We start from the raw sequence: 25205 nt of genomic DNA, 5'->3' as shown, positions 1-25205 counted from the left end.
GAGAACGATATGCTCGATTCCAAACTGTTACGCGGCCAACTTCAGGAAGTGGCGGATCGCCTGGCCTCCCGTGGCTTCAGCCTGGATGTCGCGCGCATCGAATCACTGGAAGAGCGCCGCAAGGCGGTGCAGACCCGCACCGAGCAGCTGCAGGCCGAGCGTAACGCCCGTTCCAAGTCCATCGGCCAGGCCAAGGCCAAGGGCGAAGATATTGCGCCGCTGATGGCTGACGTCGAGCGCATGGCCAACGAACTGGCTGCCGGCAAGACTGAACTGGACGGCATCCAGGCCGAACTGGATGGCATCCTGCTGACCATCCCCAACCTGCCGGACGCCAGCGTACCGGTTGGTGCCAGCGAAGACGACAACGTCGAGGTGCGCCGTTGGGGTACGCCGAAGGCTTTCGACTTCGAAATCAAGGACCATGTCGCGCTCGGCGAAGTCAGCGGTGGCCTGGACTTCGAAGCTGCCGCCAAGCTGTCTGGCGCGCGTTTTGCCGTGCTGCGTGGTCCAGTTGCCCGCCTGCACCGCGCCCTGGCGCAGTTCATGATCAACCTGCACACCGGCGAGCACGGTTACGAGGAGCACTACACCCCGTACCTGGTCCAGGCCCCGGCCCTGCAGGGTACCGGCCAGCTGCCGAAGTTCGAGGAAGACCTGTTCAAGATCAGCCGCGAAGGCGAGGCCGACTTCTACCTTATCCCGACCGCCGAAGTGTCGCTGACCAACCTGGTGGCCGGTGAAATCCTCGATGCCAAGCAGCTGCCACTGAAGCTGGTTGCCCACACCCCGTGCTTCCGCAGCGAAGCCGGTGCTTCCGGCCGTGACACCCGCGGCATGATCCGCCAGCACCAGTTCGACAAGGTCGAGATGGTGCAGGTGGTCGAGCCGTCCAAGTCGATGGAAGCCCTGGAAGGCCTGACTGCCAACGCCGAGCGCGTGCTGCAGCTGCTGGAGCTGCCGTACCGCGTGCTGGCCCTGTGCACCGGCGACATGGGCTTTGGCGCGGTGAAGACCTACGACCTGGAAGTGTGGGTACCAAGCCAGGACAAGTACCGCGAAATCAGCTCGTGTTCCAACTGCGGCGATTTCCAGGCGCGCCGCATGCAGGCCCGCTGGCGCAACCCGGAAACCGGCAAGCCAGAGCTGGTGCATACCCTCAACGGGTCCGGCCTGGCCGTAGGCCGTACCTTGGTTGCCGTACTGGAAAACTACCAGCAGGCCGACGGTTCCATCCGTGTGCCGGAAGTGCTGAAGCCTTACATGGGCGGCGTCGAGGTCATCCGCTAAATGGATTACCTGCCGCTGTTCCACAAGCTGCAGGGCGGCCGCGTGCTGGTCGTTGGCGGCGGTGAGATCGCTTTGCGCAAAGCGCGCCTGCTGGCCGACGCCGGCGCCGCGCTGCGCGTGGTTGCACCGGATGTCGACGGCCAGTTGGCCGCGCTGGCCCGGGAAGGTGGCGGCGAGGTGCTGGTGCGCGGCTATCAGGCAGCCGACCTGGTCGGTTGCCGGCTGGTGATTGCGGCCACCGACGACCCGGGGCTCAATGCCCAGGTGTCGGCGGATGCGCAGGCACTCAGCCTGCCGGTCAACGTGGTGGATGCGCCGGCCCTGTGCACGGTGATCTTCCCGGCGATCGTCGACCGTTCGCCGTTGGTGGTTGCGGTGTCCAGTGGCGGTGATGCTCCGGTGCTGGCGCGTTTGATTCGCGCCAAGCTGGAGGCCTGGATCCCGTCCGCCTACGGCGAACTGGCCGGCCTGGCCGCACGCTTCCGCGACAAGGTCAAGGCCTTGTACCCGGACGTCAACCAGCGCCGAGGCTTCTGGGAAACCGTGTTCCAAGGGCCTATTGCCGAGCGTCAGCTGGCCGGGCAGGGCGCCGAGGCCGAGCGCCTGTTGCAGGCGATGGTCGACGGTGCACCGGTGCAGCAGGGCGGTGAGGTGTACCTGGTGGGGGCTGGCCCGGGCGATCCGGACTTGCTGACCTTCCGCGCCTTGCGCCTGATGCAGCAGGCCGACGTGGTGCTGTACGACCGCCTGGTGGCACCGGCGATTATCGAGATGTGCCGACGTGATGCCGAGCGTATCTACGTGGGCAAGCGTCGCGCCGACCATGCCGTGCCACAGGACCAGATCAACCGCCTTCTGGTCGACCTGGCCCGGCAGGGCAAGCGTGTGTTGCGCCTGAAGGGCGGCGACCCATTCATCTTCGGGCGGGGCGGCGAAGAGATCGAAGAGCTGGCCGAGCACGGCATCCCGTTCCAGGTGGTGCCGGGCATTACCGCAGCCAGCGGTTGTTCCGCCTATGGCGGGATTCCGCTGACTCACCGCGACTATGCCCAATCGGTGCGTTTCGTGACCGGGCACCTGAAGGATGGCACCAGCAATCTGCCGTGGCATGACCTGGTAGCGCCGGCGCAGACCCTGGTGTTCTACATGGGCTTGGTGGGGTTGCCGACCATCTGTGCCGAGCTGATTCGCCATGGCCGCGCGGCCAGTACCCCTGCGGCGCTGGTGCAGCAGGGGACTACGCGTAATCAGCGGGTGTTCACCGGCACCCTGGCGGACTTGCCGGACCTGGTGGCGCAGCATGAAGTGCATGCGCCGACCCTGGTGATTGTCGGGGAAGTGGTGCAGTTGCGTGACAAGCTGGCCTGGTTCGAAGGTTCGCAGAATAGCTGAAATCGTTGGGGCCGCTTTGCGGCCCGTTCGCAGCACAAGGCTGCTCCTACAGGGGGCCGCGTTTCCTGTAGGAGCAGCCTTGTGCTGCGAACGGGCTGCAAAGCAGCCCCGACAGCCTCAAACCTGCCAAATCCCCTTGCCTGCCAACTGCTCCCGATCATGCGGCAGGTTGAAGTCCTGCAGCGGCCCCTTGGGCACGATCCCGTTCGGGTTGATGGTCTTGTGGCTCATGTAGTAGTGCTTCTGGATATGCTCCATGTCCACTGTGCCCGCCACCCCCGGCCACTGGTACAGTTCACGCAGCCAGTTCGACAGGTTGTGATAGTCGCTCAGGCGGCGCAGGTTGCACTTGAAGTGCCCGTGGTACACGGCATCGAAGCGCACCAGGGTGGTGAACAGGCGCACATCGGCCTCGGTCAGGTATTCCCCGGCCAGGTAGCGGTTGCGGCTCAGCAAGTCTTCCAGGTAGTCCAGTTCGTTGAACACTTCGTCAAACGCAGCCTCGTAGGCTTCCTGCGTAGTGGCAAAGCCTGCGCGATATACGCCATTGTTCACCGCCGGGTAGATGCGCTCGTTCAGCGCCTCGATGGTCGGGCGCAGCGGCTCTGGGTACAGGTCCAGTGTATTGCCGGTCAGTTCGTTGAACGCGCTGTTGAAGATGCGGATGATCTCCGACGACTCATTGTTGACGATGCGTTTCTCTTTCTTGTCCCACAGCACCGGTACAGTCACGCGGCCAGTGTAGTGCGGGTCATCCTGGGTGTAGCGCTGGTGCAGGTACTGCAGCGCGTCGAGGTGGTCGCCGCTGGAACCTTGCTGCTGGTCGAAAGTCCAGCCATGGTCCTGCATCAGCCAGCTGACCACCGACACGTCGATCAGTGGCTCCAGGCCCTTGAGGGCACGGAAGATCAGGGTGCGGTGTGCCCATGGGCAGGCCAGCGAGACGTACAGGTGGTAACGGCCAGCTTCGGGAGCGGGCAGCTGATTGCGGCGTTGGGCGTTTTCGCGTTTGAACGTGCCGTCCTTGCCGTTTTCATACCACTGGTCATGCCAGCGGCCGTCGATCAAAAGGCCCATGGTGAGCTCCTCGGAACAAAGTTGTTTGTCGTTGGAGCCCAGTCTAGGGAAAAACGTTCGAATAACTAGCGCAAAGACTGCACTCTTACTATCTAGTTATTAGATTGGTTGCGTGCGCCCCAGTAACCGCGTGCCGTGGCGAAAGCCTGCTCACGGTCTTGGCCCAGGCCGCGCAGGGCAAGGGCGATGGTTGCGACCACGGCCATCTCACCGTAGCTGTCCTCGGTCTCGCCGCGCCAGACCGCCAGCAATTGCTCCGGCTGCAGGCTTGGCGGCTTCACGTGGCGGCGTTCGCTCAGCGCTGGCCATTCCTCGTCCCAGGCTTCGCCGGCGGTGGTGCCGTATAGATGGCTGATGACATCGGGGTTGACCTCAATCTCGCCGCCATCACCCTTGATTACCACGGCATGGTCGCCCAGCAGGCGGCTGGCCTCGCGGTGTACTGCCTGGTAGCCGGGGTGGAAGATGCTCTGCAGGCCACAACGCGCAGCCAGCGGGTTGAGCACCCGGGCCAGCGAATGGATGGGCGAACGCAGGCCCAGGGTGTTGCGCAGGTCGATCATGCGCTGCAACTGCGGCGCCCAGTCCTGCAGCGGGAAGAAGGCCAGGCGTTGCTGGTCCAGGGTCCGGCTGACCGCAGCCCAGTCACGGCACAACGGAATTTCCAGCAAGGACAGCAACTGCTCGGTGTACATGCGCCCGGCGGTATGCGCACCGCCACCGTGCATCAGGATGCGCACGCCATTGTTGGCCAAGCATTTGGCAGCCAGCAGGTACCAGGGTAGGTGGCGCTTCTTGCCGGCGTAGGTGGGCCAGTCCAAGTCCACGGCGATGCGCGGCGACTGCAAGTGGGCGCGCAGGGCCTCGGTGAAGCCGGCCAGTTCTTCGGCGCTTTCTTCCTTGTGCCGCAGCAGCATGAGGAAGGCACCGAGCTGGGCATCTTCGACCTTGCCTTCCAGCAGCAGAGTCATGGCCGTGCGGGCTTCTTCACGGGTCAGGCCACGCGCGCCGCGCTTGCCTTTGCCAAGAATGCGCACGAACTCGGCGAACGGGTGTTCGGCAGGGGTTTCCAGGGTAAGCGGGCGAGGTTCTGTCATATGCAGTTGGTCGGCTTGGGCAGGCCCGCCAGCTTGGCGGCCAGTTTGGCGGGAGTGCCGTTGAACAGGCGGTTGAGGTGCGGGCTGTTGCCCTTGTCCGGGCCCAGTTTGAGGGCCGTGTACTTGATCAGCGGGCGCGTGGCCGGGGACAGCTGGTATTCCTGGTAGAACTGGCGCAGCAGTTCGAGGATTTCCCAGTGGTCCTCCGTCAAAGGGATGCCCTCGCGCGCGGCCAAAGCCTCGGCGGCGGCATGCGACCAGTCTTGCAGGTCGACCAGGAAGCCGTCCTTGTCCAGGGCGATCGCCTGATCGCCAACGTTGAGGGTATTCATAGCCAGCTATTGACCTTGTCGTAATGCAGCGATAGTTCGACGAACCCGGCGTAGTCCACGGCCTTGGCCAGTTCGTTGGCGACCGCGCGGGCCTGCACGTCTTCTTCCAGGGCGAACAGGCGCTGGGTCAGGCCGGCGGCTTGCAGCCGGCGGTGCGGTTCGCTGCCGCTGTGCAGGGCATATACAGCATCGCCGCACAGCAGCAGGGCGTCGTCGGCGCCGAGCAGGCGAAGGCAACTGGCCAGGCGTTCGTCGCCAAACGGGGAGTGGGCAATTACATGCAGGGTCGTCATCAGAGCGTTACCACCTGGTCGAAACGGGCGATCAGTGCGGTCAGGGCCGCGTCGTCCAGTACTTGCACCGGCAGCGTCAGGGTGTCGGCTGCCAGGCCGCGGCGAGTGAGGCTGTGGCTACAGGCGAACAGGTCCTCGACGCCGAACATTGGCAGCGCCTGCAAGTTGGCGGCCAGGTTCCTCTGTTGCACGGCGGTGGGCTGCTGCTCCGCAGCGAGCTGGAACACGCCGTCATCGAGGAACAGCATGCCCAGCGGCAGATCGAACGCGCCGCCAGCCAGGGCGATGTCCAGTGCTTCACGGGCCGATGGGCCGTTCCAGGGCGCCTGGCGGCTGATGATCAACAAGGATTTGGCCATTTCAGTCGCCTCCGAAGCAGACAAGGCGATCGGCAACTTGCGCCGCCTCATGCAGCTGGCCAAGCCCCGACAGCTCCCAAGGCTTGGGCAGGTTCACGGCCGGGCGCTGGTAGCGGTTGGCCTCGGCCTCGTCGAGCACGCCACGGCGCAGGGCGGCGGCGATGCACACCACTGCGTCCAGCTGGTTGGCTGCAATGAAGGCGCGCCATTGGCCGGCAACATCCAGCTCGTCCTGGGGGGCGACCACGTTGGCCGAGGCACTGTGTACCCCGTCCTGGTAGAAGAACAGCCGGGCAATCTCATGCCCGCCGGCCAGCACCGCCTCGGCGTAGCGCAGGGCGCGCCGCGAGGAGGGCGCATGGGCCGGGGAGAACACCGCGATAGCGAATTTCATGGATAACTCATGCAAAAGGAATGGTGCCATGATAAAGCAAAAAAGCCCGCGCCCGCTTGTGCATGGCGGGGCGGGCTTTCTGTCTTGCACCAATCTGAAGGCCGGCGCTATCCCGGTAGGGGCAACTGCCTTGTGTTGTCTGTACTGGCCTCATCGCTGGCAAGCCAGGCTCCTACAGGGACTGCGCATGGCTTCAGATCAATGCGGTCGAGGTGGGAGCTGGCTTGCCTGCGATGGGCTGCGCAGCAGCCCCATGGCCCTGACAGTCGAACACCAGGCTCAAGCCTGTTCCTTGCTCTCCGGCAAGAACCAGTTCAACACCAGGGCACAGATACCCCCGGTAGCCACGCCCGACTCCAGCACATTGCGAATCGCCGCCGGCATGTGCGCCAGGAACTCCGGCACCTGCGCCACGCCCAGGCCGAGGGCCAGGGATACAGCGATGATCAGCAGGGCACGACGGTCCAGGCGAGTGCTGGCGAGGATATTGATCCCCGAAGCCGCAACCGCCCCGAACATGACCATGGCCGCACCGCCCAGCACCGGCTCCGGCACCGCCTGGATCACCCCGGCAACGCTCGGGAACAGCCCCAGCAGCACCAGCATCACGGCAATCCACATGCCGATATGGCGGCTGGCGATCCCTGTCAGCTGAATCACGCCATTGTTCTGGGCAAAGATCGAGCTCGGGAAGGTGTTGAACAAACCGGCCAGCAGCGAGTTGGCCCCGTTGACCAGCACACCGCCCTTGATCCGCTGCATCCACACCGGCCCTTCGACCGGCTGGCGCGACACCTTGCTGGTGGCGGTGACGTCACCGATGGCTTCCAGCGAAGTTACCAAGTAGATCACCAGCATCGGGATGAACAGTGCCCAGGAGAAGCCCAGGCCGAAGTGCAGCGGCGTCGGCACCTGGAACAGCGCGGCTTCGTGCATGCCGTTGAAATTCAGGCGGCCCAGGTAGCCGGCTAGCGCATAACCGACCGCCAGGGCGATAATGATGGCGCAGCTGCGCATCCACACCACCGGGATGCGGTTGAGGATGACGATGATCGCCAGCACCACGCCCGACAGCAGCAGGTTCTCGCCATTGGCGAAGGTGCCATTGGCCATGGCGCCGAAGCCACCACCCATGCTGATCAGGCCGACCTTGATCAGGGTCAGGCCGATCATCAGCACCACGATGCCGGTTACCAGCGGGGTAATCAGGCGTTTGACGAAGGGCAGGATGCGCGACACGCCCATCTCGACGAACGAGCCGGCGATTACCACGCCAAAGATGGCCGCCATCACGCCTTCTACCGGCGTACCTTGCTTGACCATCAGCGCCCCGCCGGCAATCAGCGGGCCGACGAAGTTGAAGCTGGTGCCCTGGACGATCAGCAGCCCGGCACCGAATGGCCCGAAGCGCTTGCACTGGACGAAAGTGGCGATACCCGAGATTACCAGTGACATGGAGACGATCAGGTTGGTATCTCGTGCCGAAACACCCAGAGCCTGGCAAATCAGCAGGCCAGGGGTGACGATCGGCACGATGATCGCCAATAGGTGCTGCAGTGCTGCCAGCAGGCCGATCAACAGCCGTGGCTTGTCCTCCAGACCAAGCACCAGTTCATTGGCAGGCGCCGCCGCGCCTGGGCTGTGTTCGTGTGAGCTCATTGCGAAAAGCTGCCCCGGAAGAAAAAAGGAGCGCATTCTACGGGGTGATGGCGAATTGGGGTAGAGAAAAGCACGATGGCGGCATGATCGACGACCATTCGCCCGGTTATCTGACTTTATGGTCAATTATTGGGCGCTTTTTCCCAGGAGTCGAACCTGTGGGAGCGGGCGTGCCCGCGAAGAATGCGACTCGGTATATGGCACCGGCTTCGCCGGTGTTCGCGGGCTCGCCCGCTCCCACAAGGCTCCAGCTAAATCGATGAGTTGAGCGCCCATAAAAAAGCCCGCCGAAGCGGGCTTTCTCTTGCCGATATCAATCAGTCATCACGACCCATGATGCCAAACAGCTGCAGCAGGCTGACAAACAGGTTGTAGATCGACACATATAGGCTGATGGTCGCCATGATGTAGTTACGCTCGCCACCGTGAATGATCGCGCTGGTCTGGAACAGGATGCAGACCGACGAGAACAGCACGAAGCCAGCGCTGATCGCCAGTTGCAGGCCGCTGATCTGGAAGAAGAAGCTGGCCACGACAGCACCCAGCAGGACAAAGAAGCCCGCAGTGATGAAGCCGCTGAGGAAGCTCATGTCCTTGCGGGTAATCAGCACATAAGCCGACAGGCCGCCGAACACCAGGGCAGTCATGGCAAATGCCGAGCTGACCACCTCGGCGCCACCGGCCATGCCCAGGTAGCGGTTGAGGATAGGGCCGAGGATAAAGCCCATGAAGCCGGTGAGCGCGAAGGTGGATACCAGGCCCCAGGCCGAATCACGCAGTTTGTTGGTAAGGAAGAACAGCCCGTAGAAGCCGATCAGTACCACGAACACGTTCGGGTAGCCGACGCGCATCTGCTGGGCCACGAAGGCCATGACACCGCTGAAGGCGAGCGTGAGCGCCAGCAGGCTGTACGTGTTGCGCAGGACCTTGCTGATCTCCTGCTGCTCGACCTGCTGGCCGTGGTGTACGGCGTAATCCTGTTCGCGCATGGCGACACTCCTTGGTAAACCTGTGGTTTTCAAACGTTCAGATGCTAGGAGTCTATCAGAGCTCCCGCAACCCGCGACACAGAGAGTTTGACAGCTTGTTTCATTACGGTATTATGGCGGCCGCAAAACGAGCTGGAAGCGTGGCCGAGTGGTTTAAGGCAACGGTCTTGAAAACCGTCGATGGGCAACTATCCTAGAGTTCGAATCTCTACGCTTCCGCCATATTCAAAGCCCTGATTATTCAGGGCTTTTTGCGTTTCTGGGGCATAGGAAACCATCCACGGGACCATCCGTGGGAATGGTTTGTTTCGGCGCTTCCGATACTTCTTGCTTGGTCGGTTTCGCCAAGGCTCCAACTTACCTGGCTTCATCCCATTCTTACAGGCACGAAAAAGCCCGCCGAGGCGGGCTCCTCGCTTGCTACTGAGCGCTAGCCGCAGCCTCTCAAGCCAAATTGCATTACTGACAACTGCGCGGAAATCGGATCCGTAGGCTGGACCCAACCTTGCTCCACATCAGTAGCCTGCAGGCGTTTGATGCAGGCGTGGTCATGCCCGCTCCCGCAGGTTTTATTGCAGGGTCACTGGCTTCATGTCATCCGGTAATTGACGAATAGCTGCCTCTATCCGCTCGATCGGTGCCGCAAGTTCGTCCGCCTCCTTGTCCTTGCCCTCCCTTCTCAGGCGGTCACGCTCAAGGCGCAGGTTAAGCAAATTCTTCTGTAGTTTCAGGGCCGAGGTATTGAACGGATCCATGCTTTTCTCATGCTGTAGGCTTCCGTGCCGCTGTAGGAAAACTGGACCGTAGCAGTTCGAATTTGCTGGAGAAACTGATGTTTCATACAGGCAAATCCCACTACATAGATTCTTCCTACATTGCGCGGTAAAAGATCCTACAGTCAGCGTTTCAAATCATGTCTTTCAAACCCTCCTGAGCCCGCATGGTAGGTGGCGATGATAGGTGTTTGGCAATGCAGGCCCTCAAGGCGGATTGATCCAGAGGCTGCAGTGCTTTTCGAAACCTTATGTAGCAATTGCCGCCCCGCGCGCTACAGGTGGTCCGCATCCATCACCGCCTAGGTGAATGTCTGAGGCGCTTCCTGCGGCAAGTTGTTAAGCGGGTCGAAGTCATCCGCCGCTGTAGCGGCTGGCTGGGGCTGCTGTGCTGCAGCCGTGGTGATGTCCGCCGTCAGCAGGCCAGGTGGCAGCAGGGTACAGGCGAGCAGTGCACGGCTGAAACGGTGTGGCAGGGTGGTGGTCGAGTGGCGGGTAGACATCGGGCATCTGCGCCCATCCGCTTCGCCAAGAGCAGGTGCAGATGGTGCGCCCGCTCAATGGCTGGGTCTGGTGTCGCCGCCATGGCAATGACGAGTTGGCTGGTTGCCTGCGCAGAAGCTTCAGCGGTTGACCTGAAGCGAGTCAGCAATCAGAACCTGCTCCGTGCGCAGGATGCGCGCGTAATCCAGAGCCAGGTTGCTCAACGACAGCGCATGTACATCCTCCGCCGGCCAAAGCCGGCCTTGCAGGTCGTGCTGGTCAAAGGTGAAGCAGGCATCTTCCACCACCACCACATCGAAACCGAGATTGCCCGCCGAGCGTGCGCTGGCTTCCACGGAGTTGTTGGTAATCACCCCGGCGATGACCAGTGCGTTGATGCTGCGCGCGTGCAGCCATCGCTCCAGGCCGGAGTTGGCGAAGGCATCAGGCACATGTTTGTCGAACACGGTTTCGCTGGCCAGTGGGGTAAATGCAGGCTGGAATTCGCAACCGGACTGGCCCGGCCAGAACACCGAGTCTACCGAGCGGGACAGGTGGCGCACATGGATCACCGGGCGTCCTGACCGACGCCACGCAGCCAGCAGATCGCCTATACGCAGTTCGGCCTCAGGGTTGTTGCGCCGGCCCAGGCGCGGGTGGTGGATACCAATCTGAAGGTCGATCAACAACAAGGCAGCGTTGGTCGCGAAAGCGGTCATGAAGGGATGGCACTCCTGGCAGGTTCGAGCGCTTGACCCTAGCACAGCGTGGATGACTGCAAAAATTGCTGTCACGCGTAAGGGCCAGATGCGCCGCTCTTGTGGGAGATGGCCCAGCTCTTTGGGCTGCGCTGTCGCGTAGATAACTGAAATTGCAAGCAATCCGCGTACCCGGTGGGAGCGGCTTTAGCCGCGAAGAATCCAACGCGGTGCATGGCACCGGCTGCGCCAGTGTTCGCGGCTGAAGCTGCTCCCACAGGGCCCCTGCTAATTCAATGAGTTATGTGCAGTTCTATGGGAGCGGCGCCTTGTGTCGCGAAAGGGGTGCGCAACGGCCTCAGGTTTTCGATGCATCCCTCAAGATTGCCGGGGCCGCCCTGCGGCCCTTTCGCGACGCAAAGCCGCTCCCACAAAAAAACCGGCGCCTCACATCTGATCCGCTTTTTTTCCATAAAGCTGAATCTGTAACGGTATCAGCCCAAGCCCGACAATATGCCCATTCCCGCATCACACTTGTAGAGGTTCCAATGGGCAAGCTCGCGCTATTCCTGGGTGGTTTTCTGCTGCTGACCATTCTGATCGGTATCCTTGGCACCATTCCGCCAAGCTGACGTTCACCACACCTATCCCTCGCGGCCTGCCTGTCCTTCGGGCGGGCCCATTCCTCTTCATTGTTGGCCGATTCACCCTACCGATTTGTACGATAAGTCATTCTTTGCACTGGGAAAACTGTCCACAAAAAACGTGGGTAGGTCTGTGGATAAAGTTCTGCAAGCCAAGCCCGTGGCGGGCTCTGTCAAATTGAGCAGAAATTGAACAGCCGTTTCAGGGCGTTGTTTCAGTAGGCCAGGCCGGCGCGGCGCAGGGCTGCCAGCAGGTCGCGTACCCGCGCCGGCAGCTCGCCGGCGGGGTACACGGCATGCATCTGCGGGTCCCGGCCGTTGCTGGAGGTCAGGCGGTACTGCGGGCATACCCGCACCAGCCGCCCGGCCTTGACCTGCGCTTCGCCGACCCAGGCGGCCAGGCGGGCGATACCGGCGCCGGCCAAGGTGCTGTGGTACACCGCGTCACCTGAGTCCAGGCGCAGCCTGGGCCTGGGGCGCAGGCTGGTGATCTGGCCGTCGCGGCAGAAGTGCCAGGCCTTGAGGATGCGCGGGGCGGTGTGCAGGATCAGCGCGTGGCCCTCGAGGTCCTCGGGTTGTTGTGGCGTGCCGGCCAGTGCCAGGTATTCAGGGCTTGCATACAGGTGACGCTGGTAATCCCAAAGCGGGTAGCCGATCAGCTCGCTCGACTGTGGGAAGGCACCGCGCACCACGAAGTCGAACTTGCCTTGCAGCGGGTCCAAGGCCCCGTCGCTGTACTGCACGTCCAGGGTTACCTGGGGGTGGCAGCGGGAAAACTCGGCAAGCACCTGGGGCAGGACATGTTCGCCCAGTACCTGCGGCACGGCGAAGCGGATCCAGCCTTGTGCACTGCCGCTGAGCGCGGCCAGTTCGTCGGCGGCATCACGTTGCACATCCAGCAAGCGTTCGGCGTGTGGCAACAGGCGCTCGCCGGCTTCGGTCAGGGTCACGGCATTGGCGTTGCGGTTGAGCAGTTTGCTCCCGGCGTTGTCTTCCAGGGTTTGTACCGCGCGGGTTACCGCGCTGGGGGAGCGCCCCAGGGCGCGGGCGGCGGCGACGAAGCTGCGCTTGTGCGCCACGCTGACGAACGCCTGGATTTCCCGCAGCATGTCCAATGCCATTGCCTGTTCCTCGTTGCAGTTTTCGCAATATGGCATTTCAACACAAGCGCGGCACTTTGATTAGCCTTGCAGGCGTCTTCACTGCCTGGAACCGCGTCATGATGGATATCGCTGTGCTTTCCGTGTTCGCCTTCGCCGCTGGGCTGATCGACGCCGCCGTGGGTGGCGGTGGGCTGATCCAGATTCCGGCCTTGTTCAACGTGCTGCCCACCGCGCAACCGGCGGCATTGCTCGGAAGCAACAAGCTGGCGTCGGTGTGTGGCACGGCCTTCGCTGCGCGTTCGTTCATCCGCAGGGTGACGCTGGACTGGGGGTTGATCGTGCCGGCAGCGCTCAGTGCGTTCGTAATGTCGTTCGCCGGTGCCGCCACGGTGTCGCTGGTGCCGCCCAGCGTGATGCGCCCTGCGGTGCTGGTGCTGATCGTGCTGATGGCCATCTACACCTTCTGCAAGAAGGACTTCGGCACGCTGCACAAACCCACAAGGATCGGCCGCAAGGAGCAGTGCCTGGCGGTGCTGATCGGTGGCGCGATCGGTTTTTACGACGGCCTGTTCGGTCCGGGTACTGGCAGCTTCCTGATCTTCCTGTTCATCCGCTTCTTCGCTTTGGACTTTCTGCACGCCTCGGCGTCGGCCAAGGTGGTGAACATCGCCACCAACCTGGCGGCGCTGGTGTTCTTCGTGCCATCAGGCAATGTGCTGTACGCCATCGCCTTGCCCATGGCGGCTTGCAACATCCTCGGCGCGCTGACCGGTACCTGGCTGGCGGTGCGCAAGGGCGCGGGCTTTGTGCGTGGGTTGTTCCTGGTGCTCTTGTGCGTGCTGATCGCCAAGTTGACGTGGGACCTGCTGGGTGGCTAGTTCACATCGCCTGGCGTTGTGGCTCGGCCTGTTCGACGCGATTGCGGCCATGGGCCTTGGCGCGGTACAGCGCCTGATCGGCGCGTGCCAGCAGTTCATCGAGGGTGGGGGCCGGCATGTCGGCGGCACAACCGGCCAGGCCGATACTGACGGTAATCTGCAGGGACTGGCCGGCCTGCATCACATGCAGGTCCTGCACCGCACGGCGCAGGCGCTCGGCAGTGAACTTGGCCCGATCTGGCGCCAGGCCCGGTAGGACCACGACAAATTCCTCGCCGCCCAGGCGAGCGAACAGTTCACCATCGTGCAACTGGTCCTGCAGGGTGCTGGCGAACTGGCGCAGCACCTGGTCACCGACCGCATGGCCATGGACATCATTGATCGACTTGAAGTGGTCGATGTCCAGCATCATCAGGGTCAGCGGCAGCGCCTGGGCGTGTTGCTGGCGGCTTTCCAGCAGCGCGTTGGCGCGGCGGGTGAAGGCGCTGCGGGTGAGCACACCGGTGAGGTGGTCGATGCTGGCCTGATGCGCCAGGCGGGCCATCAGGCTGCGGTTTGCCTGGCTGACGCAGGCCACCACCAGCGGCCCGAGCACCAGCATGGCGATGCCCAGGCGCGCCGACATCAGTGTGGTCACTCCGGGCTCGCTTTGCGGCACGCTGAAATGCATGAGGTTTTGCGCCACCGCCACGATCAGCGTGCTGCCAGCGGTGAGTGTCAGCAGAGAAACCAGGAACGGTGAGTAAGTCCAGGCGCACCACAGCAGCGCGGCAATCGGGAAGGCAATGGCCCCGGGGCCGCCGAAGGCAATGCTGAACGCCAGCGAGGCCAGCAGCACCAGCAACGGCGCCAGGCGGATGGCCTGGGCGCCACCGCGCACCAGCGCTCGTGCCGTAGGGGCTGTCAGCAGCACTGGCAGCACCAGCACGCTGGTCGAGAACTGTTCACTGAACCAGGCCAGCCAGGTGGCGCGCAACGACTGTTCGAACCACGGCGCGGCCACTGCCGCCGCCATGCTGGCAGCCACTATTGCCCCGGCGGCACTGGCGCCGAACACGCTGAGGACGCCGTGGGGAGTACGCATCCGTCGGTGCAGGCGTGGCAAGCGCGAGAGCATCAGCCAGAGGGTGACCACCACGCCCAGGTTGCACAGGTTGAACCACAGGGCAGGCACCCAGGCGCTGCCGCACAGCAGGTCGGCGCCGACCATGGCCAGCCAGACCAGGGTAAAGCCCGTCAGCGTGGCTTGGCGGGGGTAGCGCAGTAGCACCCCAGCCAGGACCGCATTGACCGGCCAGAACAGCGACAGGGATTCGATCGGGCGGGCCAGGATGCCGCCCAGGGTCAGGGCGAAGGTCAGGCCGAGTAGAACGACGTAGTGCAACAAGCGCGATTGGGCTGGAAAAACCATGGGCTCGACCGGCAAGGCGGGAACGAAATCCAGGACAACGGCTTGAAGCACCTGGGGCAATTGCGCATAAGTGTGTTTCGTCAGGGGACTTGATGTCAATCTGCCGCGATCGGTCGAGATAATGCCAAATTGCCTTCATTCGTAGCCAAACCCTACAGCCCAAAGAACCACGGCACCATCAACACGGTCACCAGCATTACCAGTATGGTGAACGGCACGCCAACTTTGACAAAGTCAGCGAAGCGGTATTGCCCCGGGCCAAGTACCAGGGTGTTCACCGGCGATGACACCGGCGTCATGAAGGCCGCCGAGGCAGCCAGCGCCACGGTCATGGCAAACGGGTAGGGCGACATGCCCAGCTGCGTGGCGGTGCTGACGGCCACGGGTGCCATCAGTACCGCAGTGGCCGTGTTGGAGATGAACAGGCCGATCACCGCCGTGACCGCGAACAGGCAGGCGAGGATGGCGCTGGGGCCGGCACCGCCCAGCACGCTGACCAGGCCGCCCACTGCCAGGTCGATGCCGCCGGTTTTCTGCAGTGCCTGGGCAAAGGGCAGCATACCGACGATCAGCACCAGGCTTTGCCAGTGGATGGCCCGGTAGGCGCTGTTCATGTCGATGCAGCGGCCTGCGCCCATCAGCAGGCAGCCGATCAGCGCGGCAATGACATTGGGGACCGCGCCGCTGACCATCAGCCCGACCATCACCGCCAGGCTCAGCAACGCCTGTGGTGCGCGGGTGCGGGCGGGCGCGACCAGGTCGATTTCTGCGGGCAGGCTCAGTACCAGGAAGTCCTTGGGCTTGCTTTGCAACTGGCGCACGGCTTTCCACGGGCCGACTACCAGCAGGGTGTCGCCCAGGCGCAGCTTTTCTTCCACCAGCTGTTCTTCGATCGCCACCTGCTCGCGGCGCAAGCCGACAACGTTGAGGTCGAAGCGAGTGCGAAAGGCCAGTTCGAGGATGCTCTTGCCGAGCAGTTTCGAACCTGGTGGCAGCAATACCTCGGCCATGCCCAGCTCCTGGGACTGGTCAATGAAGTAGGCGGCCTTGAAGTGCAGCGGCTCCAGCTGCATGGTCTGGCACAGGCTGCGCAGGTCGTCGCGGTTGGCGAACAGGTCGAGCAGCAGCACATCGCCCTGGTGCAGCACGGTGCTGGAGTCGGCGGCGATCACCCGCGTGGTGAACTTGTGCTGGCGCTCGATACCGATCACGTTGGCGCCATGCCGGGTGCGCAGCTCCAGCTCGCCCAGGGTATGACCGATCAGCGGTGAATGGGGGCGGATGCGCAGGCGCCGTTCACGGCCATTGAGCTTGTAGTCCAGCACCAGGTCCAGCAGGGTGCGGCGGCTTTCCACGCGGCCGTCCTTGCGCACTTCGCCATTCAGCCAGTGCCGGGTCAGCAGCATGTAGCCGATGCCCAGCACCAGCACCACCAGGCCGAACGGGGTGAAGCTGAAGAAGCTGAAGCCCGCTTCGCCATGGCGTACCAGCTCGCTGTGTACCACCACGTTGGGCGGTGTGGCCACCAGGCTGAGCATGCCGCTGATCAGGCCGGCGAAAGCCAGCGGCATCATCAGGCGGGCGGGCGAAAGCTGCAGGCGTGCAGCGATGCTCAGCACCACCGGAATGAAAATGGCCACCACGCCGGTGGAGCTCATCATCGAACCCAGCCCCGCCACGGCTACCATCAGCAACACCAGCAGGCGTGCCTCGCTGTTGCCGGCCCGCTCGCTCATCCATTCGCCGATACGGTAGGCAATGCCGGTGCGCACCAGGCCTTCACCGATCACGAACAAGGCGGCGATCAACACCACGTTGGGGTCACTGAAACCGGCCAGCGCCTGCTCCACGGTGAGGATGCCCGACAGCGGCAGGGCGAGGATCACCAGTAGCGCGACCACGTCCATGCGTGGGCGGTTGATGACGAACAGGGTGATGACGATGGCCAGCAGGCCGAGGACCCATAGCAGCTCTTGGTTCATGGGGAGGGGGTGTTCCTTCACACGGGGGCACGATAGACAGTAGCAGCCAGTGTGCCGGATTGTGCTGAAGGGGGTGTTGATGTACTGCAGGGTTTGCAAAACAAAAGGGGCCGCATTGCGGCCCCTTTGTCACTGGAATCAGTGACGGTGACGGTGGTGCTTGCCGTTGTTGTCGCCCAGGTGGTTGCCGATGGCACCACCGGCCGCACCACCCAGGCCGGCACCCACGGTGGAGCCGGTCTTGCCGCCCACCGCGCCGCCCAGCAGCGAACCGCCCGCCGAGCCCAGGCCACCGCCAATGGCGGCTTCGGTACGGTTGCCCTTGCGTGCACCTACCGCACTGCCGGCTGCGCCGCCGAGGCCGGCGCCGATGGCCGCCCCCGTTTTGCCGCCGATCTGTTGACCGACAACGTTACCCAGAACACCACCCAGGCCACCGCCAATGGCGGCGGTACCGTCACCGGCGAAAGCGCCCTGGCACAGCAGCAGGCCGAGGGCAAGGGAAGGCAGAGTCAGACGCATGATACGAACCTCAAAGGAATCATCAGGTTAAGGTGCCGCGCAATGGGCGGCGGGCCAGGGTTGAAAAAGACGTTTCAGCGGTAGTAGCGGTCACCACGATATCGACGATAGTCGTCATCATCGTCGTCGCGGTCATGCCGATGGTGGTGGCGATGGTCACGGTCACGGTCACGCCAGCCATCGTCGTCGTCATGGTAGCGATGGCTATGGCACCCGGCAGTCAGCAGGACAACAGCAATCAGTGAAAGGCTTGCAAGACGGGTCATCACGATATAGGTCCTTGATCCGCAATGGTTTACGGCACACCTCCTGAGACTGGAAAGGATCCATTTGGTTTCGCTGGCAGGCAAAAAATTGTCGTGCCAGCGAGAGCGGCGGGAGTGAAGAGTGTTGAATCAGCGGGCTGGCTGGATCGCCAGCACCACACCGTTGGTGATCTGCACCAGCACGTAGCGCCCACCCATGTTTACCCAGTGGCTTTCCTTTTCCGGTGCTGGCAGGCCCTTGGCTTTCCAGTCCTTGATAGCCTGGTCATCGCGTTTGTACTGGTCGGGTGCCTTGTCGCCGACCTTGAGCTCTCGGTTGTGGGTTTCTGGTGTGGTGACGCTTTCTTCGTTGGAGGGGGCTGCGGTGGCAGCCAGGGGCAGGCTGGCAAGGACGGCGAACAGCAGGTGGTGCAGTTTCATGGTTATCTCCTTGTGACGGAATGCCTTATCTGCGACAGCCACCTGAGCGCGACAATTCACTCGCGATGCTTGCCAGTGCTAGAGTCGCCTTCTTTTTTATCCTGAGGATGGAACATGCGTGCGATTCTGCCGATGGCCGCGGCGTTGATGCTGGTCGGTTGTGCTTCTGCGACCATGGAAACGGCCCGAGGCGGCAAGCCGACCGCGCAGCTCGACTCGCACAAGGCGCCAGAGCTGGTGGCCCAGTGCATCCAGTTCAGCTGGCAGGAAGAGAAGGTATTCGGCGACGACGCCAGTGGTTATCTGGAACCACGCAAGCAAGGTGGCTTCACCGTGTATACCCGTGAGGCCGAGGCGTTCGTGGACGTGTACCCGCAGATGGGTGGGGCGCGGGTGGATTACTACGCGCAGAAGAACGACGGTGTGGCCCTGCAGCGCCGGGCGGCGGCGGCGACCTGCCTGTAACGGCTGGCGACTTCACATGGCTGGTTGACTTGGCAGGGGCTCTGTGGGGTCGGGTGGGAGCGGGCGCGCCCGCTCCCACAGTGACCGCGCCAGCTTTACAATTTTTAGCAAGGCAGTCCTGTCGCAGGGAGATTGGTGGGGGCTAGCATGAGCCCCCACGAATCAAGGAAGACACCATGGACCGCTCACTGCAACTCAACCGCGCCAGCTGGGATGAACGTGCCCCGCTGCACGCTGCTTCCAACGACTACGAAGTCGAACGGCTCGTCCAGCATCCCGAACACCTTTCCGAGACCGTACGCTTCGACCTGCCATTGCTTGGCAATATCGACGGGCTCAACGCCGTCCACCTGCAGTGCCACATCGGTACCGATACCCTCTCGCTGGCGCGCCTTGGTGCCAAGGTCTGTGGCCTGGACTATTCCGCGGCTTCGCTGGCCGAGGCGCGTGCGTTGGCCCAGCGCTGTGCGGCACCCATCGCGTATGTCGAGTCCGACGTCTACGCCGCCGACAAGGTGTTGCCGGCCGGCACGTTCGACCTGGTCTACACCGGCATCGGCGCGCTCTGCTGGCTGCCTCGCATCGAGCCGTGGGCGCGTACTGTCGCGGCCCTGCTGAAGCCGGGTGGTCGGTTGTTCCTGCGCGACGGGCACCCGATGCTGATGGCAGTCAACGAAGACCACCAGGACCGCCTGCAACTCGAATACCCGTATTTCGAACACGAAGAGCCGACGGTGTGGCACAACGACCAAACCTACGTCGAAACCGAGCAGCGCCTTTCCCACACCGAAACCCACGAGTGGAACCACGGCCTGGGCGAGGTGATCAGCGCCTTGCTGGCCCACGGCCTGCAACTGACCGTCCTGGTCGAGCACCAGAGCATCCCCTGGGAGGCGCTGCCGGGGCAGATGGTCAAGGGCGACGACGGTGAATATCGCCTGCGCGAGCAGCCCGCACGCCTGCCCCTGAGCTACACCCTGGTTGCAGTAAAAGCCTGATCAGGACAGGTAGCCACCGTCGACATTGAGTGCGGTACCGGTGGTGTAGCTGGAAGCATCGCTGGCCAGGTATAACACGGCGCCGGCCATTTCCTTGGGGTCGGCCACGCGCTTGAGCGGGATCTGCTGCAGCGCGGCGTTGAGGATGGCGTCGTTCTTCACCAGTGCCGAGGCGAACTTGGTGTCGGTCAGGCCTGGCAGCAGGGCGTTGCAGCGGATCCCGAACTGCGCGCACTCCTTGGCGAAGACCTTGGTCATGTTGATGACTGCCGCCTTGGTCACCGAGTAGATGCCCTGGAACAGGCCGGGTGAAACCCCGTTGATAGACGCCACGTTGATGATGCTGCCGCCACCATGCTCGCGCATCAGCTTGCCGGCCTCGACCGACATGAAGAAGTAGCCCCGGATGTTCACGTCCACGGTCTTCTGGAAAGCACCCGGGTCGGTATCCAGCACGTTGCAGAACTGCGGGTTGGTAGCGGCATTGTTGACCAGGATGTCCAGCCGCCCGAATTGTTCGCGGATGCCGGCAAACACCTGCTGGATCTGCTCCAGTTCACCGATGTGGCAGGCTACCGCCGTTGCCTTGCCACCGGCGGCGATGATGGCGTCAGCCACCTGCTGGCAACCGTCGAGCTTGCGGCTGGACACGATCACATGGGCACCTTGCTGGGCCAACAGGTGGGCGATGGCCTCGCCGATACCACGGCTGGCGCCGGAAACGAAGGCAATCTTGCCGTCGAGGTCGAACAGGTGGGTCTTGGACATGCTGTTTTCCTTGTTATCCGTCGTCGAGGTCGGGGCTCAGAGGCTGGACTTGGCGATGACCTGCAAGGTCATCTGCTCCAGCAAGCGGTTCATGTGGATGAACTGGGCAAAGCGCTTGTCCTGGGTCTGGCCGTGGTAATAGCGGTAGTAGATCTGCTGGACGATGCCGGCCAGGCGGAACAGGCCATAGCAATAGTAGTAATCGAAGTTGTCCAGGCGGATGCCGGCGCGCTCGGCGTAGTAATCGACGAACTGGCGGCGGGTGAGCATGCCCGGTGCGTTGCTCGGCTGGCGACGCATCAGCTGCACTGGCGCCGGGTCGTCGGCCTCGATCCAGTAGGCCAGGCTGTTGCCCAGGTCCATCAGCGGGTCGCCCAGGGTGGCCATTTCCCAGTCCAGCACACCGATGATGCGCATGGGGTTGTCGGCATCGAGGATCACGTTGTCGAAACGGTAGTCGTTGTGCACGATGCCGGGCCGCGGGTGGTCGGCGGGCATTTTCTCATGCAGCCAGGCGGTCACCTGTTCCCAGCGCGGGGCGTCAGGGGTCAGGGCCTTTTCATAGCGGCTGGTCCAGCCCTCGATCTGGCGCTGCACATAGCCTTCCGGTTTGCCCAGGTCGGCCAGGCCGCAGGCGTTGTAGTCCACCTGGTGCAGTTCCACCAGGCGGTCGATGAAGCTCTTGCACAGGGCCTCGGTGCGGTTGGCGTCAAGGTCCAGCTCGGCCGGGATGTCCGAGCGCAGGATAACGCCCTTGACCCGCTCCATCACATAGAACTCTCCGCCGATCAGGCTGCTGTCGGTGCAGTGCACATAGGCCTTGGGGCAGTAGGGGAAGCCGCTGTTGAGCTGGTTGAGGATGCGAAACTCGCGGCCCATGTCGTGGGCCGACTTGGCCTTCTGCCCGAACGGTGGACGGCGCAGCACGAAGTCGCGGCCCGGGTAGCTGACCAGGTAGGTAAGGTTGGAGGCGCCGCCAGGGAACTGGCTGATGCTCGGCAGGCCATCCAGGCCGGGGATGTTGGCTTTGAGGTAAGGGTCGATGACAGCCGCGTCGAGTTCTTCGCCGGGGCGTACCTGGGTGGACTGGTCGGTGAGCGTCATGCGTTTTCCTTATTCTCGATCGCAAGGACTATTGGCTAATCTAATGGTCCGCCGGGGATGGGACAAGCGTGCCAGATGCCATATAGGTGAGGGTGTTGCTGTTTGATCAACTGCCTTGATAGCGCTCACTTGTTTTTGTGGAAGTGCCCACAAGCCAGGCGGCCTTGTGCGGGCTGTTGGGCACGGGCAAAAAAAAACCGAAGCCGGTCAGGCTTCGGTTTTTCGATCATCCGCTATTTCCAGCCCTCAGGACGGGAACAGCTCGCTGAGCTTCATCGACAGCATCATGTCGCCTTCAACGCGCAGCTTGCCGCCCATGAATGCCTGCATGCCGTCGGTTTCGCCGCTGACGATACCCTTCAGGGTTTCGCTATCCATCACCAGGGTGCAGTTGGCATCCGGGTTTTCGCCTTCCTGCAGGTCGCAGGTGCCGTCCTTGACGATCAGCGCGTAGCGCTTGTCTTCGTCGGTGATGTTGAAGCCGAACACCAGGTCCAGGCCGGCGGCAGCGGATGGGTTGAACTTCTCTTGCATCTTTTTGACGGCATCAGCTACGGAGGTCATGGCGCATTCCTTATAGAGTGATTTACACGTCCCCGCAGGGACACAACAAGCCGGGCTCATCGATAGGTGACAAGCTCCGGCGCCCTCAACAGCTGCACATGGGCCTGGCTGTTGAAGGAAGCCAGTGCCACGTCGCGGCCGCGGAACTTCAGCTGGCTGAGCGACGTGTTGATGATCTGCCAGTTCAGCGCGAACGCCTGTCCGGGGGTAATACGGGTAACCAGGTGGAGCAGGGCGGCAATGGTACCGCCCGAGGTGAAGATGGCGATATTGTCGCCGCTACCGGCAGCATCCAGTACGCGCTGCAGGCCGCCTTGCACGCGGGCGGTGAACGCCTGCCAGGTCTCCAGGTCATCGTCGGCATGTTCGCCATCGTGCCAGCGCTGCACCATCAGTGCGAACAGGCGCTGGAACTCGCTGCGGTGCTGCGCGCCATTGCGCAGGATGTGCAGGGCGTCGGGCTCCTGAGGCAGCAGCCCGGGCAACAAGGCGCGGATCACACCATCGGCATCGAACTCATTGAATGCTGTATCGGTCTCAACAGCCGGCACCGGGCAGCCATTGGCGTGCAATGCATCCAGGGCTAGGCGCGCGGTATCCTGCTGGCGGCGCAGGTCGCCTGCCACGCAGCGGTCCAGCCTTACACCGAGCTGGGCCAGGTGCTCACCCAGGGCCTGGCTCTGGCGCACGCCCACGGGCGAGAGGACATCGTAGTCATCGGCGCCGAAGGAGGCTTGGCCATGTCGGATCAGGTAGAGGTTGCCCACGAAAGGTTCCGGCCTGTTGGAGGTTGCTGCGAGGTTAGGATGCGGCACACGGGCTGTCAACGAAAAAACATACAAGCGTTTGAAAAGGTTGTTTGAAAGGTGTTGCCAGCGTTTGCCACGGCTGGCAGCACCTCAGGCGCAACGGTATGCTTGCTACAGTTACGCGCCGTAGTGGCGCAAGTCTTTAAGGAGTCAACGTGGAGTTTCTTGCTGAATACGCAAGCTTTCTCGCCAAAACCGCCACCCTGGTCATCGCCATCCTGATAGTGCTGTCGGCCATCGCCGGGCTGCGCGGCAAGGGGCGGCGCAAATCGGGTGGGCAATTGCAGGTCACTCGCCTGAACGAGTTCTACAAGGACCTGCGCGAGCGCCTGGAATCCGGCCTACTCGACAAGGCCCAGCTCAAGGCCCTGCGCAAGCAGCAGGCCAAGGCGGAAAAGCGGCAGAAGAAGGGCAAGGCCGAGGAAAAGGGCCGGGTCTTCGTGCTGGATTTCGATGGCGACATCAAAGCTTCTGCCACCGAAAGCCTGCGCAACGAAATCACCGCGCTGCTCACCCTCGCCACCCCGCGCGACGAGGTGGTGCTACGCCTTGAAAGCGGTGGTGGCCTGGTGCACAGCTATGGCCTGGCCGCATCGCAGCTGGCGCGCATTCGCCAGGCCGGCATCCCGTTGACCGTGTGCATCGACAAGGTAGCCGCCAGTGGCGGGTACATGATGGCCTGCATTGGCGAGAAGATCGTCAGCGCACCGTTCGCCGTACTGGGTTCCATTGGCGTGGTGGCGCAGCTGCCCAACGTCAACCGCCTGCTGAAGAAGCACGACATCGATTTCGAAGTGCTGACCGCCGGTGAATACAAGCGCACCCTGACCGTGTTCGGCGAGAACACCGAGAAAGGCCGGGAGAAGTTCCAGGAAGACCTGGACATCACCCACCAGCTGTTCAAGGACTTCGTTTCCCGCTATCGCCCGCAGCTGCACATCGACGAAGTGGCCACCGGCGAAGTCTGGCTGGGCGTCGCGGCACTCAACCGCAAGCTGGTGGACGAGTTGCAGACCAGCGACGAGTACCTCAGCGAACGCGCGCGCAACGCCAACCTGTTCCACCTGCACTACGCCGAACGCAAGAGCCTGCAGGAGCGAATCGGCATGGCTGCCAGTGGCACCGTGGAGAACACAGTGGTGGGCTTGTGGAGTAAACTCGGCCGCCTGCGCTAACACCTTGAACCCGTTGAAATTTTTTTTCGTTCAGGGGGTTGCAAGGTTAAAGGAATGAAGACATAATGGCGCCCATCGAAACGCAGCAAACTTTGAAAAAGGTTCAGCGTTTCAAGGAGATAGCGAAGCGCAAGCTGCTAGATCCGACATTTGAGGCCGAGTAGCAAAGTGGTTATGCTCCGGATTGCAAATCCGTCTACGCCGGTTCGATTCCGACCTCGGCCTCCACCATTCGAAAGCCCCGCAACCATTGAGGTTGCGGGGCTTTTTTAATGCCTGCGGATTTTGTTGACCCCGGCCATTTGGGACAATCCTGGGGCTCACGGCTGATACCTCTCATCAATCCAGCGCCCAGGCGCCAGAGCGGGTGTAGGTTCGGGTTGGGTTTCGTGCGGGGAAAGCTGGAGCTGGTTGCCGGCCTGCAGCTGGCTGTCGGGGATGCAGCTGATGCCGTCGCGCCAGTCGAAACCGAAGGTCCAGCAGGTTGCGCCGCGCTCGTCGTCCTGGAAGGCGTCAACACCTTTGCGCAATTCGCCTGCGCTGGCGCCGGTGGCCAGCAGCAGGAGGCAGAGGGCGAGGCGGGTCATTAATAGTCATCCCAGTTCAGTTCTTTGATGAAGTCGCCACCCGAGCACAGTCGCTCGTCTGCAATCGCGTCCACGCCATTGAGATCTTCCAGAGCAGTCTTGGCACGCTCCATGGCGAGCTGGGCATGTCCGAGCTGGTGCCGCTTCCTCACTTTGTAGGAATGAAGGGCCTTCGCTTTATCCGGATACGCAAACCGGCGCCTATCCCGTCAGTGCTAATCTCGTCGATATAGCGGAAGTGGTCCGGCCAAGCCGGTTGCTGTCTTCAGGCATGACTTCGTCCTTGGCCGCCATATCGCGGCAGTTGGCGAAAAAAGTTTAAGTTCTGGTGACTTTAATCTGTGGCGGGGTGTCCACCGGTCACGAGGAGTGCTTCGCTCCTCATCAGCGGTGGATCACATGAGCTCTATTAGCAAGGATCAACAGTTTCATGCGTACGAACTGCTTCGAAAGCTCGATACCTACACGGCTCAAACGATGAGTCAGGTTGTGTATGGTGTGACGTCCTCCTCCAACTGGCGATCGGATTGCGACCAGCACCGACGCATTTTTGAAGAATGGATGGCTTTTGCTGCAACGATGCACCTGCCTGAGCCGCCGGACGAAGGCTGATCGCCGCTTGTCCGATTCAGTTTTCAGTATCTCCCGCTGCGGTTGATAACCGCTTCGTGTT

Annotated in this window: 30 protein-coding genes and 2 tRNA genes; 10 read left to right on the top strand and 22 right to left on the bottom strand. The window is 62.6% G+C overall.

The window, feature by feature from the left end:
* Nucleotides 1–9: 9 nt before the first annotated feature.
* Both serS and cysG read left to right on the top strand, forming a co-directional pair.
* Nucleotides 10–1290: a serine--tRNA ligase gene (gene serS / locus AC2T3R_RS16975; protein WP_003258877.1), complete on the top strand. Its 1281-nt coding sequence runs from the start codon at nt 10–12 to the stop codon at nt 1288–1290.
* On the top strand, nt 1291–2682 hold the full coding sequence (gene cysG, locus AC2T3R_RS16970) for a siroheme synthase CysG (RefSeq protein WP_013973282.1): 1392 nt from the start codon (nt 1291–1293) through the stop codon (nt 2680–2682).
* A 117-nt stretch (nt 2683–2799) separates the two neighbouring features.
* Here the strand turns inward: cysG and AC2T3R_RS16965 are convergent, their stop codons facing one another.
* From AC2T3R_RS16965 to AC2T3R_RS16930, 8 genes are all read right to left on the bottom strand, one after another.
* Nucleotides 2800–3759 carry a glutathione S-transferase family protein gene (locus AC2T3R_RS16965; protein WP_015270965.1) on the bottom strand — a complete coding sequence of 320 codons (960 nt, stop codon included), beginning with the start codon at nt 3757–3759 and terminating at the stop codon, nt 2800–2802.
* Between the two features lie 92 nt (nt 3760–3851).
* Complete coding sequence (locus AC2T3R_RS16960) at nt 3852–4856, bottom strand: glycosyl transferase family protein (RefSeq protein ID WP_015270964.1); 1005 nt, start codon at nt 4854–4856, stop codon at nt 3852–3854.
* Nucleotides 4853–5188 (bottom strand): TusE/DsrC/DsvC family sulfur relay protein, encoded by a 336-nt coding sequence (locus AC2T3R_RS16955; protein ID WP_015270963.1) that lies wholly within the window; start codon nt 5186–5188, stop codon nt 4853–4855. The genes AC2T3R_RS16960 and AC2T3R_RS16955 overlap by 4 nt, the downstream gene beginning before the upstream one ends.
* Nucleotides 5185–5481, bottom strand: a complete 297-nt coding sequence (tusB, locus tag AC2T3R_RS16950) for a sulfurtransferase complex subunit TusB (protein WP_191472314.1) — start codon at nt 5479–5481, stop codon at nt 5185–5187. Before tusB ends, AC2T3R_RS16955 begins: the two co-directional genes overlap by 4 nt.
* Nucleotides 5481–5840, bottom strand: coding sequence for a sulfurtransferase complex subunit TusC (tusC, locus tag AC2T3R_RS16945; protein WP_015270961.1), 360 nt, complete (start codon nt 5838–5840; stop codon nt 5481–5483). The genes tusB and tusC overlap by 1 nt, the downstream gene beginning before the upstream one ends.
* Nucleotide 5841: 1 nt before the next feature.
* Complete coding sequence (gene tusD / locus AC2T3R_RS16940; RefSeq protein WP_013973276.1) at nt 5842–6234, bottom strand: sulfurtransferase complex subunit TusD; 393 nt, start codon at nt 6232–6234, stop codon at nt 5842–5844.
* 279 nt (nt 6235–6513) lie between these two features.
* Complete coding sequence (locus AC2T3R_RS16935; protein ID WP_015270960.1) at nt 6514–7893, bottom strand: nucleobase:cation symporter-2 family protein; 1380 nt, start codon at nt 7891–7893, stop codon at nt 6514–6516.
* Nucleotides 7894–8210: 317 nt separating this feature from the next.
* A complete protein-coding gene (locus AC2T3R_RS16930; protein WP_003251184.1) occupies nt 8211–8882 on the bottom strand; it encodes a Bax inhibitor-1/YccA family protein in 672 nt (223 codons plus the stop codon).
* A gap of 134 nt (nt 8883–9016) precedes the next feature.
* Between AC2T3R_RS16930 and AC2T3R_RS16925 the strand changes: the two genes are divergently transcribed.
* Nucleotides 9017–9104, top strand: a tRNA-Ser gene (locus tag AC2T3R_RS16925).
* Nucleotides 9105–9451: 347 nt separating this feature from the next.
* Here AC2T3R_RS16925 and AC2T3R_RS16920 read toward each other — a convergent pair.
* The 3 genes from AC2T3R_RS16920 to AC2T3R_RS16910 form a co-directional block, all read right to left on the bottom strand.
* On the bottom strand, nt 9452–9637 hold the full coding sequence (locus tag AC2T3R_RS16920) for a hypothetical protein (RefSeq protein ID WP_015270917.1): 186 nt from the start codon (nt 9635–9637) through the stop codon (nt 9452–9454).
* 320 nt (nt 9638–9957) lie between these two features.
* Complete coding sequence (locus AC2T3R_RS16915; protein ID WP_137137588.1) at nt 9958–10158, bottom strand: alpha/beta hydrolase; 201 nt, start codon at nt 10156–10158, stop codon at nt 9958–9960.
* A 120-nt stretch (nt 10159–10278) separates the two neighbouring features.
* On the bottom strand, nt 10279–10857 hold the full coding sequence (locus AC2T3R_RS16910; RefSeq protein WP_015270915.1) for a cysteine hydrolase family protein: 579 nt from the start codon (nt 10855–10857) through the stop codon (nt 10279–10281).
* 275 nt (nt 10858–11132) lie between these two features.
* Between AC2T3R_RS16910 and AC2T3R_RS16905 the strand changes: the two genes are divergently transcribed.
* Entirely contained in the window at nt 11133–11468 is a 336-nt protein-coding gene (locus AC2T3R_RS16905; protein WP_137188568.1) for a hypothetical protein, read from the top strand.
* Between the two features lie 227 nt (nt 11469–11695).
* On the opposite strand, the gene AC2T3R_RS16900 is transcribed toward AC2T3R_RS16905, so the two are convergent.
* Nucleotides 11696–12601 (bottom strand): LysR family transcriptional regulator, encoded by a 906-nt coding sequence (locus AC2T3R_RS16900; protein ID WP_054572110.1) that lies wholly within the window; start codon nt 12599–12601, stop codon nt 11696–11698.
* 98 nt (nt 12602–12699) lie between these two features.
* Between AC2T3R_RS16900 and AC2T3R_RS16895 the strand changes: the two genes are divergently transcribed.
* The gene (locus AC2T3R_RS16895; protein WP_015270913.1) at nt 12700–13461 is read left to right on the top strand and encodes a sulfite exporter TauE/SafE family protein; all 762 of its coding nucleotides are present in this window, start codon (nt 12700–12702) and stop codon (nt 13459–13461) included.
* 1 nt (nt 13462) lies between these two features.
* Here AC2T3R_RS16895 and AC2T3R_RS16890 read toward each other — a convergent pair whose 3' ends face one another.
* The 5 genes from AC2T3R_RS16890 to AC2T3R_RS16870 form a co-directional block, all read right to left on the bottom strand.
* Nucleotides 13463–14887: a GGDEF domain-containing protein gene (locus AC2T3R_RS16890; RefSeq protein WP_015270912.1), complete on the bottom strand. Its 1425-nt coding sequence runs from the start codon at nt 14885–14887 to the stop codon at nt 13463–13465.
* Nucleotides 14888–15024: 137 nt separating this feature from the next.
* On the bottom strand, nt 15025–16854 hold the full coding sequence (locus AC2T3R_RS16885) for an SLC13 family permease (RefSeq protein WP_039614496.1): 1830 nt from the start codon (nt 16852–16854) through the stop codon (nt 15025–15027).
* 138 nt (nt 16855–16992) lie between these two features.
* On the bottom strand, nt 16993–17376 hold the full coding sequence (locus AC2T3R_RS16880) for a glycine zipper domain-containing protein (RefSeq protein ID WP_013973215.1): 384 nt from the start codon (nt 17374–17376) through the stop codon (nt 16993–16995).
* Between the two features lie 74 nt (nt 17377–17450).
* Nucleotides 17451–17642, bottom strand: a complete 192-nt coding sequence (locus AC2T3R_RS16875; protein ID WP_003257401.1) for a hypothetical protein — start codon at nt 17640–17642, stop codon at nt 17451–17453.
* 129 nt (nt 17643–17771) lie between these two features.
* Complete coding sequence (locus tag AC2T3R_RS16870; protein ID WP_100412883.1) at nt 17772–18062, bottom strand: RcnB family protein; 291 nt, start codon at nt 18060–18062, stop codon at nt 17772–17774.
* 114 nt (nt 18063–18176) lie between these two features.
* Between AC2T3R_RS16870 and AC2T3R_RS16865 the strand changes: the two genes are divergently transcribed.
* Nucleotides 18177–18527: a hypothetical protein gene (locus AC2T3R_RS16865; RefSeq protein ID WP_100412882.1), complete on the top strand. Its 351-nt coding sequence runs from the start codon at nt 18177–18179 to the stop codon at nt 18525–18527.
* A 176-nt stretch (nt 18528–18703) separates the two neighbouring features.
* On the top strand, nt 18704–19525 hold the full coding sequence (locus AC2T3R_RS16860; protein ID WP_061304094.1) for a class I SAM-dependent methyltransferase: 822 nt from the start codon (nt 18704–18706) through the stop codon (nt 19523–19525).
* Here the strand turns inward: AC2T3R_RS16860 and AC2T3R_RS16855 are convergent, their stop codons facing one another.
* The 4 genes from AC2T3R_RS16855 to AC2T3R_RS16840 all read right to left on the bottom strand — a co-directional run bounded on the left by AC2T3R_RS16855 (nt 19526) and on the right by AC2T3R_RS16840 (nt 22728).
* Entirely contained in the window at nt 19526–20293 is a 768-nt protein-coding gene (locus tag AC2T3R_RS16855) for an SDR family oxidoreductase (RefSeq protein WP_015270905.1), read from the bottom strand.
* Nucleotides 20294–20329: 36 nt separating this feature from the next.
* Nucleotides 20330–21397, bottom strand: a complete 1068-nt coding sequence (locus AC2T3R_RS16850) for a phosphotransferase family protein (RefSeq protein WP_061304092.1) — start codon at nt 21395–21397, stop codon at nt 20330–20332.
* A 246-nt stretch (nt 21398–21643) separates the two neighbouring features.
* A complete protein-coding gene (locus AC2T3R_RS16845; protein WP_102083443.1) occupies nt 21644–21961 on the bottom strand; it encodes an SCP2 sterol-binding domain-containing protein in 318 nt (105 codons plus the stop codon).
* Nucleotides 21962–22017: 56 nt separating this feature from the next.
* A complete protein-coding gene (locus AC2T3R_RS16840; RefSeq protein WP_015270903.1) occupies nt 22018–22728 on the bottom strand; it encodes a histidine phosphatase family protein in 711 nt (236 codons plus the stop codon).
* Nucleotides 22729–22925: 197 nt separating this feature from the next.
* Here AC2T3R_RS16840 and sohB point away from each other — a divergent pair, with 197 nt between their 5' ends.
* Both sohB and AC2T3R_RS16830 read left to right on the top strand, forming a co-directional pair.
* Nucleotides 22926–23945 (top strand): protease SohB, encoded by a 1020-nt coding sequence (sohB, locus tag AC2T3R_RS16835; RefSeq protein ID WP_015270902.1) that lies wholly within the window; start codon nt 22926–22928, stop codon nt 23943–23945.
* 154 nt (nt 23946–24099) lie between these two features.
* Nucleotides 24100–24173 (top strand) — tRNA-Cys (locus AC2T3R_RS16830).
* A 92-nt stretch (nt 24174–24265) separates the two neighbouring features.
* Here AC2T3R_RS16830 and AC2T3R_RS16825 read toward each other — a convergent pair.
* On the bottom strand, nt 24266–24532 hold the full coding sequence (locus tag AC2T3R_RS16825; protein ID WP_139657808.1) for a hypothetical protein: 267 nt from the start codon (nt 24530–24532) through the stop codon (nt 24266–24268).
* A 399-nt stretch (nt 24533–24931) separates the two neighbouring features.
* On the opposite strand from AC2T3R_RS16825, the gene AC2T3R_RS16820 reads away from it, so the two are divergent.
* Nucleotides 24932–25144 carry a hypothetical protein gene (locus AC2T3R_RS16820; RefSeq protein ID WP_139657807.1) on the top strand — a complete coding sequence of 71 codons (213 nt, stop codon included), beginning with the start codon at nt 24932–24934 and terminating at the stop codon, nt 25142–25144.
* Nucleotides 25145–25205 lie beyond the last annotated feature (61 nt).

The sequence above is a fragment of the Pseudomonas sp. PVC-5-1 genome, assembly GCF_057444345.1.
This window is presented reverse-complemented; position numbering and strand designations above follow the sequence as displayed.

Excerpts from the sequence above, each read along its gene's own strand:
- AC2T3R_RS16915 (WP_137137588.1), bottom strand. The coding sequence starts at position 10,158 with ATGTCTACCCGCCACTCGACCACCACCCTGCCACACCGTTTCAGCCGT.
- cysG (WP_013973282.1), top strand. The coding sequence starts at position 1,291 with ATGGATTACCTGCCGCTGTTCCACAAGCTGCAGGGCGGCCGCGTGCTG.
- AC2T3R_RS16820 (WP_139657807.1), top strand. The coding sequence starts at position 24,932 with ATGAGCTCTATTAGCAAGGATCAACAGTTTCATGCGTACGAACTGCTT.
- AC2T3R_RS16845 (WP_102083443.1), bottom strand. The coding sequence starts at position 21,961 with ATGACCTCCGTAGCTGATGCCGTCAAAAAGATGCAAGAGAAGTTCAAC.
- AC2T3R_RS16860 (WP_061304094.1), top strand. The coding sequence starts at position 18,704 with ATGGACCGCTCACTGCAACTCAACCGCGCCAGCTGGGATGAACGTGCC.
- AC2T3R_RS16880 (WP_013973215.1), bottom strand. The coding sequence starts at position 17,376 with ATGCGTCTGACTCTGCCTTCCCTTGCCCTCGGCCTGCTGCTGTGCCAG.
- AC2T3R_RS16960 (WP_015270964.1), bottom strand. The coding sequence starts at position 4,856 with ATGACAGAACCTCGCCCGCTTACCCTGGAAACCCCTGCCGAACACCCG.
- AC2T3R_RS16855 (WP_015270905.1), bottom strand. The coding sequence starts at position 20,293 with ATGTCCAAGACCCACCTGTTCGACCTCGACGGCAAGATTGCCTTCGTT.
- serS (WP_003258877.1), top strand. The coding sequence starts at position 10 with ATGCTCGATTCCAAACTGTTACGCGGCCAACTTCAGGAAGTGGCGGAT.
- AC2T3R_RS16905 (WP_137188568.1), top strand. The coding sequence starts at position 11,133 with ATGAGTTATGTGCAGTTCTATGGGAGCGGCGCCTTGTGTCGCGAAAGG.
- AC2T3R_RS16910 (WP_015270915.1), bottom strand. The coding sequence starts at position 10,857 with ATGACCGCTTTCGCGACCAACGCTGCCTTGTTGTTGATCGACCTTCAG.
- AC2T3R_RS16965 (WP_015270965.1), bottom strand. The coding sequence starts at position 3,759 with ATGGGCCTTTTGATCGACGGCCGCTGGCATGACCAGTGGTATGAAAAC.
- AC2T3R_RS16875 (WP_003257401.1), bottom strand. The coding sequence starts at position 17,642 with ATGACCCGTCTTGCAAGCCTTTCACTGATTGCTGTTGTCCTGCTGACT.
- AC2T3R_RS16920 (WP_015270917.1), bottom strand. The coding sequence starts at position 9,637 with ATGGATCCGTTCAATACCTCGGCCCTGAAACTACAGAAGAATTTGCTT.
- AC2T3R_RS16930 (WP_003251184.1), bottom strand. The coding sequence starts at position 8,882 with ATGCGCGAACAGGATTACGCCGTACACCACGGCCAGCAGGTCGAGCAG.
- AC2T3R_RS16900 (WP_054572110.1), bottom strand. The coding sequence starts at position 12,601 with ATGGCATTGGACATGCTGCGGGAAATCCAGGCGTTCGTCAGCGTGGCG.
- AC2T3R_RS16955 (WP_015270963.1), bottom strand. The coding sequence starts at position 5,188 with ATGAATACCCTCAACGTTGGCGATCAGGCGATCGCCCTGGACAAGGAC.
- tusB (WP_191472314.1), bottom strand. The coding sequence starts at position 5,481 with ATGACGACCCTGCATGTAATTGCCCACTCCCCGTTTGGCGACGAACGC.
- AC2T3R_RS16870 (WP_100412883.1), bottom strand. The coding sequence starts at position 18,062 with ATGAAACTGCACCACCTGCTGTTCGCCGTCCTTGCCAGCCTGCCCCTG.
- tusD (WP_013973276.1), bottom strand. The coding sequence starts at position 6,234 with ATGAAATTCGCTATCGCGGTGTTCTCCCCGGCCCATGCGCCCTCCTCG.
- AC2T3R_RS16895 (WP_015270913.1), top strand. The coding sequence starts at position 12,700 with ATGATGGATATCGCTGTGCTTTCCGTGTTCGCCTTCGCCGCTGGGCTG.
- AC2T3R_RS16865 (WP_100412882.1), top strand. The coding sequence starts at position 18,177 with ATGCGTGCGATTCTGCCGATGGCCGCGGCGTTGATGCTGGTCGGTTGT.
- AC2T3R_RS16885 (WP_039614496.1), bottom strand. The coding sequence starts at position 16,854 with ATGAACCAAGAGCTGCTATGGGTCCTCGGCCTGCTGGCCATCGTCATC.
- AC2T3R_RS16935 (WP_015270960.1), bottom strand. The coding sequence starts at position 7,893 with ATGAGCTCACACGAACACAGCCCAGGCGCGGCGGCGCCTGCCAATGAA.
- AC2T3R_RS16850 (WP_061304092.1), bottom strand. The coding sequence starts at position 21,397 with ATGACGCTCACCGACCAGTCCACCCAGGTACGCCCCGGCGAAGAACTC.
- AC2T3R_RS16825 (WP_139657808.1), bottom strand. The coding sequence starts at position 24,532 with ATGACCCGCCTCGCCCTCTGCCTCCTGCTGCTGGCCACCGGCGCCAGC.
- tusC (WP_015270961.1), bottom strand. The coding sequence starts at position 5,840 with ATGGCCAAATCCTTGTTGATCATCAGCCGCCAGGCGCCCTGGAACGGC.